Origin of the sequence: Klebsiella sp. CN_Kp091 (genome assembly GCF_040065095.1) — a bacterium.
Lineage (GTDB): Bacteria > Pseudomonadota > Gammaproteobacteria > Enterobacterales > Enterobacteriaceae > Klebsiella > Klebsiella aerogenes.
Map to the genome: position 1 here is coordinate 242,778 of NZ_JBEAIO010000005.1, position 13,246 is coordinate 256,023.

The 13,246-nt window shown below is 53.2% G+C and carries 14 protein-coding genes; 6 read left to right on the top strand and 8 right to left on the bottom strand.

Features of this window, described 5'->3' with window-relative positions; all coding sequences use genetic code 11:
* Positions 1-71: 71 nt before the first annotated feature.
* A complete protein-coding gene (locus ABLV17_RS05700) occupies positions 72-686 on the top strand; it encodes a hypothetical protein (RefSeq protein WP_348854128.1) in 615 nt (204 codons plus the stop codon).
* A gap of 88 nt (positions 687-774) precedes the next feature.
* A complete protein-coding gene (locus ABLV17_RS05705; RefSeq protein ID WP_015367925.1) occupies positions 775-1,128 on the top strand; it encodes a DUF1428 family protein in 354 nt (117 codons plus the stop codon).
* A 40-nt stretch (positions 1,129-1,168) separates the two neighbouring features.
* Here the strand turns inward: ABLV17_RS05705 and ABLV17_RS05710 are convergent, their stop codons facing one another.
* On the bottom strand, positions 1,169-2,728 hold the full coding sequence (locus tag ABLV17_RS05710) for an EAL domain-containing protein (protein WP_348854129.1): 1,560 nt from the start codon (positions 2,726-2,728) through the stop codon (positions 1,169-1,171).
* A gap of 222 nt (positions 2,729-2,950) precedes the next feature.
* Here ABLV17_RS05710 and ABLV17_RS05715 point away from each other — a divergent pair, with 222 nt between their 5' ends.
* Together ABLV17_RS05715 and ykgO are read left to right on the top strand one after the other, a co-directional pair.
* A complete protein-coding gene (locus tag ABLV17_RS05715; RefSeq protein WP_015367923.1) occupies positions 2,951-3,211 on the top strand; it encodes a type B 50S ribosomal protein L31 in 261 nt (86 codons plus the stop codon).
* Between the two features lie 2 nt (positions 3,212-3,213).
* Complete coding sequence (ykgO, locus tag ABLV17_RS05720; protein ID WP_003859006.1) at positions 3,214-3,354, top strand: type B 50S ribosomal protein L36; 141 nt, start codon at positions 3,214-3,216, stop codon at positions 3,352-3,354.
* Here ykgO and ABLV17_RS05725 read toward each other — a convergent pair.
* Positions 3,351-4,061 carry a GNAT family protein gene (locus ABLV17_RS05725; protein WP_087860360.1) on the bottom strand — a complete coding sequence of 237 codons (711 nt, stop codon included), beginning with the start codon at positions 4,059-4,061 and terminating at the stop codon, positions 3,351-3,353. The two genes, ykgO and ABLV17_RS05725, sit on opposite strands and share 4 nt — an antisense overlap.
* Positions 4,062-4,163: 102 nt before the next feature.
* Between ABLV17_RS05725 and ABLV17_RS05730 the strand changes: the two genes are divergently transcribed.
* The gene (locus tag ABLV17_RS05730) at positions 4,164-5,618 is read left to right on the top strand and encodes a PLP-dependent aminotransferase family protein (protein ID WP_113373760.1); all 1,455 of its coding nucleotides are present in this window, start codon (positions 4,164-4,166) and stop codon (positions 5,616-5,618) included.
* Here ABLV17_RS05730 and ABLV17_RS05735 read toward each other — a convergent pair.
* The 6 genes from ABLV17_RS05735 to acrA form a co-directional block, all read right to left on the bottom strand.
* Complete coding sequence (locus tag ABLV17_RS05735) at positions 5,593-6,057, bottom strand: YlaC family protein (protein WP_087860358.1); 465 nt, start codon at positions 6,055-6,057, stop codon at positions 5,593-5,595. The genes ABLV17_RS05730 and ABLV17_RS05735 overlap by 26 nt on opposite strands.
* Before the next feature lie 128 nt (positions 6,058-6,185).
* Entirely contained in the window at positions 6,186-6,746 is a 561-nt protein-coding gene (gene maa, locus ABLV17_RS05740) for a maltose O-acetyltransferase (protein ID WP_087860357.1), read from the bottom strand.
* Positions 6,747-6,877: 131 nt separating this feature from the next.
* Positions 6,878-7,096, bottom strand: a complete 219-nt coding sequence (locus ABLV17_RS05745; RefSeq protein WP_015367918.1) for an HHA domain-containing protein — start codon at positions 7,094-7,096, stop codon at positions 6,878-6,880.
* A gap of 26 nt (positions 7,097-7,122) precedes the next feature.
* Entirely contained in the window at positions 7,123-7,497 is a 375-nt protein-coding gene (gene tomB / locus ABLV17_RS05750) for an Hha toxicity modulator TomB (RefSeq protein WP_015367917.1), read from the bottom strand.
* Positions 7,498-7,968: 471 nt separating this feature from the next.
* Positions 7,969-11,115 (bottom strand): multidrug efflux RND transporter permease subunit AcrB, encoded by a 3,147-nt coding sequence (acrB, locus tag ABLV17_RS05755; protein ID WP_015704610.1) that lies wholly within the window; start codon positions 11,113-11,115, stop codon positions 7,969-7,971.
* Positions 11,116-11,137: 22 nt separating this feature from the next.
* Positions 11,138-12,337, bottom strand: a complete 1,200-nt coding sequence (gene acrA, locus ABLV17_RS05760; RefSeq protein WP_087860356.1) for a multidrug efflux RND transporter periplasmic adaptor subunit AcrA — start codon at positions 12,335-12,337, stop codon at positions 11,138-11,140.
* Between the two features lie 141 nt (positions 12,338-12,478).
* On the opposite strand from acrA, the gene acrR reads away from it, so the two are divergent.
* Positions 12,479-13,129 (top strand): multidrug efflux transporter transcriptional repressor AcrR, encoded by a 651-nt coding sequence (acrR, locus tag ABLV17_RS05765; protein WP_045393528.1) that lies wholly within the window; start codon positions 12,479-12,481, stop codon positions 13,127-13,129.
* Positions 13,130-13,246 lie beyond the last annotated feature (117 nt).

A 13,246-nucleotide genomic window follows, 5' to 3' on the forward strand; every position in this document is an offset into this window, starting at 1 on the left:
AAAACTGGCCATTAATTACCAATCCATTTTTGCTGATGATGGGGGCATTCGCAATACATACTGAGGTGTTTATGGTCCGTCGCTTGCTACAACTTTATATTGGTCTGGTTCTCTATGGCGTGTCGACGGCGTTATTCGTCCATGCCAACCTCGGGGCCGATCCGTGGGATGTGTTTCATCTGGGGGTGGCGAAACAGCTTAATATCAGTTTCGGCACGGTGATTATTGTGACCGGCGCCGCGGTGCTACTGCTGTGGATCCCGCTGCGTCAGATGCCGGGTCTCGGTACCATTAGCAATGTCATCGTGCTTGGCCTTGCTGCCGATGCCACACTCGCGGTACTTCCGCCGCTGGAATCGCTGCCCGCGCGTAGTCTGCTGCTAGCCGGCGCGGTAGTGATGAATGCGATAGCAACCGGGATGTATATCGGCGCCGGTTTTGGTCCCGGGCCGCGTGATGGCCTGATGACCGGATTGCATGCGCGAACCGGTTGGTCTTTGCGTGGTATCCGTACCGCCATCGAAGTCTCGGTGCTGCTAATTGGCTGGCTGCTGGGTGGCAAAGTAGGGGTCGGCACCGTGGTTTACGCCTTTGCTATCGGCCCGCTGATCCAGCTGTTTTTACCCTGGTTCCGTCAACCGCGGCTAGTCAGCGCGGCGGCGAAAAGCCGGGAGCTGGCGTCCTGAAATCGCCGTTCGCGATAGCAGCGACTAAACTTATCACTCAGACGCCGACGGATATGCCGCCGGCGCTGTTCACTTCGGAGACTCACTCATGAAGTATGTTGATGGTTTTGTCGTTGCCGTCCCTGCGGAAAATAAGGAGGCATACCGCGAACTGGCAGCAAAATCGGCGCCGCTATTTAAAGAGTTTGGCGCCACGCGCGTGGTGGAGTGTTGGTCGGATGATGTCCCGGAAGGGAAGCTGACGGATTTCCGCATGTCGGTTAAAGCGCAGGCGGATGAGGAAGTGGTTTTCAGTTGGATCGAGTACCCGTCTAAGGAGATCAGGGATGCGGCCAATGCGAAAATGATGAGCGACCCGCGGATCAAAGCGCTTAGCGATAGCTTGCCTTTTGACGGCAAGCGTATGATCTTCGGTGGGTTTGCGCCGATTCTTGACGAGTAAATCCGGCGGCGCGACTGGTTGCCAGCGCGCCGCACATGAATTAATGCGCTTTAATATTATGTTCCGCCCACTGAACAAATTCCTCTTTCGGTAGCGCCTTACAATACAGCCAGCCTTGCGCGTAATTGACGCCATGCGCGCGCAGCCAGTCGCGCTGAGCGGGCGTTTCCACCCCTTCGGCGACAATCGCCAGATTCAGCGCCTTCGCCATCTCAATGATATGCGGCGTCAGCGGCTTATATTCCAGCGTATCGACAAATGACTTGTCGATCTTCAGCGTATCCACATCCAGCGTCTGCAGGTAGCTGAGGCTGGAATAGCCGGTGCCGAAATCATCGATCGAGATCCTGTGTCCCGCCTGGCGATAGCCAATAATTACCGGCAGGGTGGTTTGCGGATCGACAAAACCGCGTTCGGTAAGCTCAAGAGGAATCTGTTCCGGATTGACTCCCCAGCGCGCCAGCTGCTCCTTGAGTAGCGTGGGTAACGTAGGCGAGCGCAGGTCATCAACCGACAGATTTATGGAGACATGCATCTGCGGATGTTGGCGCAGCCAGGGGCCGAGGTCGGCGAAGATTTTGCGCACAATATCTTCGGTCAACCGGGTGATAAGCCCGGTTTGCTCAGCCAGTGGGATAAAGATATCGGGTGATAAAAAAGTGCCATCCGGCTGCTGCCAGCGGGCCAGCGCTTCTGCGCCGGCGATTTTGCCATCTTCCAGCGAGACTATCGGCTGATAGTAAACCTGGATGGCATCGGATTGCAGCGCATCCAGCATGCCATAACGTGGCGAACGTAATCTGCGCAGCAGGCGTAGAAGTAAAAAAGAGGTCAACAGGCTGGTAAAGAGCCCTATCGGCAGCCATAACAGCAGCTGCTGGCGAAGGCGCGCATCCAGGGGCTGCGTGGACGACCAACTTGCGACGCCAAGACCCAGTTCCGGGATAATATGCACGCGATAGACGGTGTCATTCAGCGTTAGCGTCTCGCTATGGAGGTTTTTAATTCGCGCCCAAACCGCGGGATCGAGAGGTTGGCTGCTGATCACCACCCGATCGTGCTCAGTGCCGAATAATATCGTATGGATCTTTTCCTGGCCGCTGGCAATAACATCAATAAATGATATCGGGTCGATCATCACAATATGATTTTTGTTGCCGAAGGCGGTCATGCGATGTTGCAGGCCGAGGTCATTGATCGAGGTAAGCCAGGTACTGTAGCCGTCGGCGGTCACGTGATCGGGTTGTGGGAATGTCACTGAAACCCGATGATCTTCAAGTGATGAGCACATCGGTACCGAATTACGCAACCATAGTACCTCCTGCACGTAGCGATGGGTGTAGGCAATGCGGCGCATATTCAGCAAATGTTCTGGTGAACAGGCGGTGGCGCTGTGAGCATCGGCTTCTTGTAACGCTTCTTTGGCCTGAGTGGCGACCTGTTCCACGCGCATCACAATACGCTTTGAGTAGTGGTCGAGCTCGCTATAAAACTGCGCCTGCGCCTGACGCATTGCCAGCCAGATGCTTAGGGCGATGGGGAGTACGATAGCGAGAATAAGCACCCCTGTAACCAGACTCATTAAATGGCGAGTCGTCATGGGTATGTCCTTATTTTAACGGGGATTGCACAGAGTATACGCGAAAGCGGAAAAAAGACTCGGATCGCGAATACCGCGATTTGGAGGGGAGGGGGCCGCAAATCATCGTCCATTGAGGCTCCGCGTGGTGCTCGTTGAAGCCGCTAATTTCGTATGGTTGATCTTTAGCTATGAACGGTGTACCTTAATTGTTATGTTATAACATATTGATTGAGGTTCGCCATGAAAGCTAATATTCATCCGCACTACCGTACCGTCGTTTTCCACGATACGAGCGTGAACGAGTACTTCAAAGTGGGATCCACCATTAAAACCGAGCGTGAGATTGAACTGGATGGCGTGACCTATCCGTATGTCACCTTAGATGTTTCGTCTAAATCCCATCCGTATTACACCGGTAAGCAGAAAACGCATGCCACCGAAGGTAGCGCCGCCCGTTTCCGTCAGCGCTTCGGTGGTTTTATTGATGCCAAAAGGAGCTAAATATGCAGGTACTGAACTCATTGCGTAGCGCTAAACAGCGCCACCCGGATTGCCAGATAGTGAAACGCAAAGGGCGGTTGTACGTTATCTGCAAAAGTAACCCGCGCTTTAAAGCGGTGCAGGGGCGTAAAAAACGGCGTTAATTCGTAGGCTTGCGAAAGCTCTCCAGCGTGCGATATTGCTGGCCGTTGGCATCAAAATTACCGGCGGCCAGCCACTGACGCATTGCGCTATCCACCTGCGGCCACTCGCTATCAATAATGGAAAACCAGTCGGTATCGCGATTGTGGCCTTTTATCACCAGCGCTTGTCGAAAGCGCCCCTCGAACTGAAAGCCTAAGCGCAGCGCCGCGCGCCGCGATGGTTCATTCAGGCTATTGCATTTCCACTCATAGCGGCGGTAGCCGAGCGACTCAAAGACATAACGCATCAGCAGCCACTGTGCTTCGGTGGCCATTGCTTTGCGGCTTAGCAGCGGCGAAAAGTGAACATGGCCGACTTCAACGACGCCGTTTTTGGCGTCAATACGCATCAGTGCTAGCGATCCGACCGGTTGCCCACTGCGTTCATCAATCACCGCGAAGTGAAGCGGATCGTTTAGCTCGCTGATGCTGGCAATCCAGGCGCTGAACTCGGCAACGCTGTTTTCCGGTTCACGCAAAAGCCAGGTCCAGGCGCGGGTATCAGGCGCCTGTCGATAGGCGTTGAACAGCGCTTGCGCGTGTTTGACGGCAAGCGGTTCCAGGCGGCATGACTGTCCTTGCAAGGTCTGGCGCTGCGGCCAGGGACGCGGCTGCCAGTCAGGTAAAGCGTCGCCAACGAGTTGGTTAAATTGGTTGTATTGCGTCATCGGTCAAGTCCTGTTTGCGGGAAGAGTCCTGAGATTAAACGTCTACTGGTTCTATAAAAAGGGCCATAAGGGTATCTTTTCATGGTGCCACGAGGAGCCATGATGAATATTCCGGACGATGCTTTTTTTACCTTGCTGACGCGGGGGATACAGCAGCGGGGAGACGCGACGCTACAGCGCGCGCTCTATCAGGCGCTGCGCGAGGCCATTTTACAGGGCGAGCTACTCAGTCATAGCCGGTTGCCGGGGGCGCGCGTTATTGCTCAGCGTGCTGGCATATCGCGCAATACCGTAAACAGCGCGCTGGAACAGCTGGCGATAGAGGGATATCTGATCCGCAGTCGTCAGGGGACGTATGTCGCGGCGCTCAATACGCTGGTGGAAAGCGAACCGACGCCGCCAAAGGTTGTGTTACCTGAGCGCTTGCGCGCATTACCGCTGCCGGGGCGACGGGATTCGCCGGCACTGTTGTTGACTACCGGCATGCCCGCGGTGAACTACTTCCCGCTGGCTATCTGGCGCCGTTTGCTCGATCGGGTGCTGCGCGAGGACGGCAGCACGATTCTTGGGTATGGGGAGGCGGCCGGTGAACCGGCGCTGCGCGAGGCGATTGCCCGTCATCTGACCTTATCCCGGGGCATTCGCTGCACAGCGCGGCAAATTGTGATCACTGAAGGCGCGCTGGAGGGGGTTAATCTTTGCACGCATCTGCTGAGCGAGGCGGGGGATACCGCCTGGGTCGAAGAGCCCGGTTATTTCGGCGCCAAAAGCGTGTTTATTAAAGCCGGTCTGCAAATAAAGGGAATTGCGGTTGATAGCGATGGCATGCGGCCAGATACCGCGGAAGAGCGGGCGCCGAGGCTTATTTTTACCTCACCTTCGCACCAGTATCCGAGCGGGGCGGTGATGAGCGCCGGGCGCCGTCTGGCGTTGCTGGAGTATGCCCGCCAGCATGATGCGTGGATTATTGAAGATGACTATGACAGCGAGTTTCGCTACAGCGGCGAACCCATTCAGGCGATGCTCGGCATGGTGGCACAGGCGCCGGTGGTTTACCTTGGTACCTTCAGTAAAACGCTCTTCCCGTCACTTAGGATAGGATTTGCAGTAATGCCTCCGGCGCTGGCCGAGGCGGCGCAGGAGGCGATCGGCGCGCTGTTGCGCGGCGGCCATCGGCTGGAGCAGCGTGCGCTGGCGCTGTTCATCGAAGAGGGGCATTATGCGCGCCATCTGGCTTCAATGCGCCGGTTGTATCGTCGGCGTCAGCAGCTGTTACGCGAGGCGGTCGCAAGCGAATTCGCGCTGGCGAATGAGATTTGGGGCGGAGAGGGCGGGCTGCATTTAACCGTCGCCATTGATGGCATCGACGATGTGCAAATTGTCGAGCAGGCGCGACGTTATCAAATGGCGCCAGCGGCGCTAAGCCGCTTTTATCTTAACCAGCAGACCGCGCGTAGCGGCCTGGTGTTGGGATATGGTAATACATCAGCGGCGCATTTCGTACCGGCGCTGCGGACGTTGAACCGGCTAATCAAGCAGCAACGCGGGTCAAGGTGAAAACATCGTAGAACGAGAGTTCACCTTTCGTGGCGATCATTTTCTGCAGTTGGGCTTTCTGCTCATGAGCGACCTGCGGCGATTGCAGAATACCGTCAATCAGCTGCTCAGGGACGAAACGGGTGTTATACCATTCGCCGTTATAACAGACGCGAAAATCGAGCACGTCGATATCTTCATAACGGTAACGCGGGTAGACGTCAAAGAAGAAAAAGCCGTTCAACAGAACAAACAGGACGACCAGCAGCCATACGGAATCAACCAGCGTCTCAGAGCGCAGCATGACGACGAGAGTGGCCAAAAAGGCGGCGTACATGGCGACAAATAGCCACGGGTGATTGCGAATAAAACTGATACTAAAACGCGGGCGATTATCGCGTTTTTCTTTTTCGTTCAGTTCCTCAATGGTGTTAGTTAGCAGGCGCTGTATTTCTGTCATTTTAATCCCCGAATTCTTCGTAGAGCCCGGCATTTCAGGCTCTACGGCTCAGTTTGGCAGTTATTTTATGTTGCCGGAGACCGGGGTTAAAGTAACAGATCAGTTACAGAAAAGCATAACAGTTACTATTATTCGGTTAATAGCTGCTTGATGATTTTTGCAGGATTACCGCCGACCACCGCATTGGCCGGCACATCTTTCACCACCACGGCGCCGGATGCGATAACCGCGTTGTCGCCGATTGTTACGCCGGGGTTGATAACCGCCCGGCCGCCAATCCACACGTTATGGCCGATAACCACCGGTTTTCCGTACTCAATACCGCTATTGCGTTCCGTCGGATCCAGTGGATGGGTGGCGGTATAGATATGGACGCCCGGCGCCAGCATACAGTTATCGCCAATCCGGATCGGGCAAACATCGAGCATCACGCAGTCAAAGTTAGCGTAAAAATTGGCGCCGAGGCTGATGTTATAGCCGTAATCGCAGCGGAAAGTGGGTTCAATATAGGCGTCGGTCGCCTTGCCAAAAAGTTCAGCCAGCAGCGTGGCGCGTATTTCGCGTTCATCCGGCGCAGAGTGATTGTAACGGTGCAGTACCTGCCTGGCGTGCAGGCGGTCTGCTTTTAACGTGGCGTCTCCAGCCAGATACGGCTCGCCGGCGATCATTTTCCTTTTCTCTTCGCTCATGGTCTTCTCCTGGTTAAAGAAGAAACAGTATAAAGCGAAACCGGTTTCATATGCAGCAATACGGGACTCAGACGTTTAATATTCTGATCAATCCCTGTTGAGGTGCCGTTGTATTAATGACAGAAAATGAACTAGCGGATAAATTTCCATACTGAAGTTGGGATTTTGTCGTATAGCTTATTCATGGTCAATTCAGCAAGACGATGATCGGCTGCTGAGTAAAATACCGCCAATTCATTGTCGGAAAGTTCATATTTATTCTTTTCAATTACGCGCTCCAGCGTATCAATTGTCTGACAGCGGCGTAAACGCATCAAATAGTCTGTTTTAGTTAATGGTTTACCAGACATCATTTCACCTTTTGAATGTAATAATTCTAACAAGAAAGACTCGCCGGGTTCTCCCGGCTGGCGTTGACAAAGCATCGGAATAGGCGATTGCCTGATTTGCGCCATTTTTGGAGATCGCTTGTGTTTATGCCATAACTACTGAACAGCATAAAAGTGTCATCCAGGTATTCGTCAAGCTGAGAAATCAGCTTATTATCCTCAGCATACTTAATTTTATAATTAAGCGCGTAAGTTGCTATGTGCTCGATCAATTCATTTAATTGAAGATTCACTGCCGAAGTGGGGTCGTTAACCCAGCCGCGGTTGCTCTCTTCCAGGTTTGCAAGACAGTCATGATACAGGGTTTCGCAGAGAAATCTAAGCTGCGCGATATCATGTCTTTTTGGCGAGTACTCGTCCATAACACATCCCCTTGTAAGTGGTTTAAACGACGACTAACAAACACCGTTGTGGGATGAAGACCAGGCTCAAACATTGTAATCCTGTGATTTAACTATAATCCAGTCTCAAAAACATTTCACCGTGCTATTACGAAAAATTACAATAAATACGGTTAATTTATCTTAAAAAAACAGATCCTATTATACGGATTCCTTTTATGTTTGGCGAAACTGGAACGTCAGCCTTATATATCATCAGTTTATCTGATTGACGCCTGCCTGCAGCGAGAGGTTGTCGGGAAGTTGTTGGTGATTAAGAATATTCTGAATAAAGCCTGATGGTGAAGCCGATAACGGAAATCTTAATAAAGATAGAACAACGTTCATCAATGTATATTATATGTCAGAACGTAAAATAAACAATAACAATGTGTGCGTTTAAATACCCCTAAAGAAAAAGGGCCGCAAACGCGGCCCTTAGCTTAAGCAAGATTAATGATGCTCAACCGGATGGTTATGCTCAATATCTTCAGTTTTCTTACTGAAGCGGCGACGAACCACCACGAAGAATACCGGCACGAAGAAGATCGCCAGAACCGTCGCGGTCACCATCCCGCCCATTACGCCGGTACCGACGGCGTTCTGCGCGCCGGAACCTGCGCCTGAGCTGATAACCAGCGGCATTACCCCGAGGATAAACGCCAGAGAAGTCATCAGGATTGGGCGCAGACGCATACGTACCGCTTCCAGCGTCGCTTCAATCAGGCCTTTGCCTTCTTTTTCCATCAGGTCTTTGGCGAATTCAACGATAAGTATCGCGTTCTTCGCCGACAGGCCGATGGTCGTCAGCAGGCCGACCTGGAAGTAAACGTCGTTAGTCAGCCCGCGGAAGGTTGCCGCTAACAGCGCGCCAACAACACCCAACGGTACCACCAGCATGACGGAGAACGGAATCGACCAGCTCTCGTACAACGCCGCCAGACACAGGAAGACGACGATAAGCGAGATAGCGTACAGCGCCGGGGCCTGGTTGCCTGACAGGCGTTCCTGATAGGACATACCGGTCCAGTCGTAGCCGACGCCAGAAGGCAGTTTGCTTGCCAGCTGTTCCATCATCGCCATCGCTTCACCCGTACTGCGGCCCGGGGCTGCCTGACCGAGGATTTCCATCGATGGCAGACCGTTGTAACGCTCCAGACGCGGTGAACCATATTCCCAGTGGGAAGTGGAGAAGGCGGAGAACGGCACCATTTGGCCATCGCTGCCGCGGACATACCAGTTGCCGATATCTTCTGGCAGCATACGGTATTTCGCTTCAGACATGACGTACACTTTCTTCACACGACCGCGGTCGATGAAGTCGTTGACGTAGCTGCCGCCCCACGCTGCGCCGAGGGTGGTGTTAATGTCGCTAATTGAAACACCCAGCGCCTGCGCTTTTTCCTGATCGATATCGATCTTGAACTGCGGCGTATCTTCCAGGCCGTTAGGACGCACGCCGACCAGCAGATCGGGATGCTGCGCGACCATACCAAACAGCTGGTTACGCGCCTGAGTTAATTTCTCATGCCCTAAACCACCCTGATCGATAAGCTGGAAGTCAAAGCCGGTAGCGGTACCCAGTTCGACGATCGCCGGCAGGTTAAAGGCGAAGACCATCGCATCTTTAATCTGCGAGAAACGGGCCATCGCGCGGCCGGTAATCGCTTCAACTTTGTTTTCTGAACCCGGGCGTTCGCTCCAGTCTTTTAACGACACGAAGGCGATACCGGTGTTCTGACCGCGACCTGCAAAACCAAAACCGTTAACCGCGAACACCGATTCAACGTTGTTCTTCTCTTTGGTCAGGTAGTAGTCAGTCATCTCGTCGAGGACTTTCTGCGTACGTTCCTGACTCGCGCCCGCCGGAAGCTGCGCCATACTCAAGAACACGCCCTGGTCTTCGTCCGGCAAGAAGGAGCTTGGCAGACGAACGAACAGGTAGGCCATACCGACGACGATAATCAGATACAGCACCAGGTAACGACCGGTACTACGCAGAATGTTGCCTACGCTGTCGGTGTAGTGGTGCGTGCTCTTATCGAACATGCGGTTAAACCAGCCAAAGAAGCCTTTGTGCTCGCCATGGCCGCCTTTCTGAATCGGTTTCAGCATGGTGGCGCACAGCGCTGGCGTCAGAATCAGCGCTACCAGTACCGACAGCGCCATCGCGGAAACGATAGTGATCGAGAACTGGCGATAAATCGCGCCGGTTGAACCGCCAAAGAAGGCCATCGGGATAAATACCGCAGACAGCACCATCGCGATACCGACCAGCGCGCCCTGAATCTGACCCATCGACTTACGGGTCGCTTCTTTCGGCGGCAATCCTTCCTCCGCCATCACGCGCTCGACGTTTTCTACTACCACGATGGCGTCATCCACCAGCAAGCCGATGGCCAGCACCATCCCGAACATCGTCAGGGTGTTTATCGAGAAGCCAAACACCGCCAGGATGGCGAATGTCCCAAGCAATACCACCGGTACTGCAATGGTCGGGATCAGCGTGGCGCGGAAGTTCTGCAGGAACAGATACATGACCAGGAACACCAGGATGATCGCTTCCACCAGCGTTTTTACCACTTCATGAATAGAGATTTTCACGAACGGGGTAGTATCGTACGGGTAGACGATTTTCAGGCCTGACGGGAAGTACGGTTCCATCTTCGCCAGCTCGGCACGGATGGCGTTGGCGGTATCCAGGGCGTTAGCGCCGGTGGCCAGTTTAATCCCCAGACCGGAAGCCGGTTGGCCGTTAAACTTCGCGATGATGTCGTAGTTTTCGCCGCCGAGCTCAACTTTCGCCACGTCGCGCAGACGAACCTGTGAACCATCCTGATTGACTTTCAGCAGAATCTTACTGAATTCATCAGCGGAAGTCAGACGCGTCTGGGCGATGATCGAGGCGTTCAACTGCTGGCCTTTCACCGGCGGCGTACCGCCTAACTGACCTGCCGCGACCTGGGCGTTCTGCGCTTTAATGGCGTTGATGACATCTACCGGAGTCAACTGGAAGTTGTTTAGCTTCGTCGGGTCCATCCAGATACGCATCGCGTACTGGGAACCGAACAGCTGAACGTCGCCGACGCCGGAGGTACGGCTGATGGCATCCTTCATATTGGCGCCCACGTAGTCGGAAATATCCTCCTGCGTCATGGTGCCGTTAGTGTTGATAACCCCGACAACCATCAGGAAGCTACTGGAGGATTTCTCCACGCTCACGCCCTGTTGTTGTACTTCCTGCGGCAGCAGCGGCATCGCCAGCTGCAGCTTATTCTGCACCTGTACCTGGGCGATATCTGCGTCAGTACCGGACTGGAAGGTAAGGGTGATCTGCACCGTACCGGTGGAGTCACTGTTTGAGGACATGTACATCAGGTTATCGATACCGTTCATGTTCTGTTCGATAACCTGTGTCACGGTATCCTGCACCGTTTTCGCATCAGCCCCCGGGTAGGTGGCCGAGATCGTCACTGCTGGCGGCGCAATCGTTGGATATTGCGCCACGGGGAGTTTCATAATTGAAAGCCCCCCGGCCAACATGATGATTATGGCGATCACCCATGCAAATATGGGGCGATCGATAAAGAAATTAGGCATGTCTTAACGGCTCCTGTTTAAGTTAAGACTTGGTTTGTTCAGACTGAGCGTTCGCGTTGCCGGCGGTTTGCTGTTGGTTGTCTGAAGCTACTTCCTGCGCTTTTACCTGTACGCCTGGTTTGACTTTTTGCAGGCCAGCGACGATCACGCGATCGCCTGATTTCAGACCCTCGGTCACTAACCACTTATCGCCGATAGCCTGAGTTGCGGTGACCTGGCGAACTTCAACTTTGTCGCCTTCGCCGACCACCATTACGCTGGCATCGCCGCGCGGGGTACGGGTAACGCCCTGTTGTGGAACCAGCAGCGCATCCGGGTTAATACCTTCTTCCAGACGTGCGCGGACGAACATCCCTGGCAGCAGAGTGTGGTCCGGGTTCGGGAAGATAGCGCGCAGCGTGATAGAACCGGTGGTCTGGTCAACGGTAACATCGGAGAATTCCAGCGTACCCTCTTGCGGGTACTTCAGGCCGTCATTGGTGACCAGTTCGACTTTGGCCTTACCGTTTTCCTGCTTCAGTTTACCGTTCGCCAGTTCCTGTTTCAGACGCAGGAAATCGTTGCTCGATTGGGTAACGTCAACATAGATAGGATCCAACTGCTGAACGGTAGCCAGCGCGGTGGTTTGCCCGTTTTGCACCAGCGCGCCTTCGGTGACCGTAGATTTACCGATGCGTCCGCTGATTGGCGAAGTCACTTTAGTATAAGCCAGATTGATACGCGCAGTTTCAACAGCAGCCTTGGCGGCAACGACGGCGGCGTTGCTTTGCTGAGCATCGGCAACGGCTGAATCATATTCTTGTTGGCTGATGTATTTGGTACCAACCAGTTTCTGGTAGCGTTTAACCGTCAACTGAGCGATGTTTGCGGCGGCCTGGGCTTTCGCTAAGTCGCCTTTGGCGCTTTCATAGCTTGCCTGATAGGTTGCCGGATCGATCTGATAAAGAGACACCCCCGCCTGAATATCGCTGCCTTCAGTGAAGTTACGTTTCAGAATAATGCCACTTACCTGAGGACGGACTTCTGCGACACGATAAGCATTGGTACGACCAGGAAGTTCAGTGGTGATTTGTAGAGGTGCGGATTTGAGCGTGACAATACCGACTTCCGGCATTTGCTGGGCTCCTTGTTGAGCCGGTTTATCGTCACATCCTGTTAGCGCTAAGCTGCCTGAGAGCATCAGAACGACCGCCAGAGGCGTTAACCCTCTGTTTTTGTTCATATGTAAACCTCGAGTGTCCAATTTCAAATTTTCAGTGGCTCAAACGTCCACAAACCCACTTCAGTCTTTCTATTATGGTCATGCTATGGTACATACATTCACAAATGTATGTAAACGCAACCTCTGTAAAGTCATCAACCTATGGCACGAAAAACCAAACAACAGGCACTTGAAACCCGGCAACTGATTCTTGACGTTGCCCTGCGTTTGTTTTCGCAGCAAGGCGTATCATCTACCTCGTTGGCCGCGATTGCAAAAGCTGCCGGAGTGACCAGGGGCGCGATTTACTGGCATTTCAAAAACAAATCCGATCTGTTTAATGAAATATGGAGTCTCTCTGACGCCAGCATTAGCGATCTCGAAGTTGAGTATCGGGCAAAATTCCCTAACGATCCACTGTCAGTTGTTCGCGAAATACTGGTCTATATCCTCGAAGCGACGGTAGTAGAGGAACGTAGACGCCTGATGATGGAAATCATCTTCCATAAATGCGAATTTGTCGGAGAAATGGCCGTTGTCCAACAAGCACAGCGCAGTTTATGGCTTGAAAGCTACGATCGTATTGAGCAAACATTAAAAGAGTGTATCACTGCTCAACAATTACCTGCGAATTTACTCACTCGCCGTGCGGCAATTCTGATGCGCAGTTATCTTTCCGGATTAATGGAAAATTGGCTCTTTGCGCCCGAGACCTTTAATCTCCATGCGGAAGCCCGCGCTTATGTAGACACGCTCATTGAGATGTACCAAACCTGTCCATCGTTGCGTAGCCCGTCTGCAATTGTGGCCTGACGACCAGCAGTAAATAAAGGTAAATTTTACTTATCTCTGCCGCTATTCGTGTGCAGGGAGAAGTGCTATTCTGCGCGCTGCGACGACCCCCGGTATTCTCCGGCATTTGCAACCATT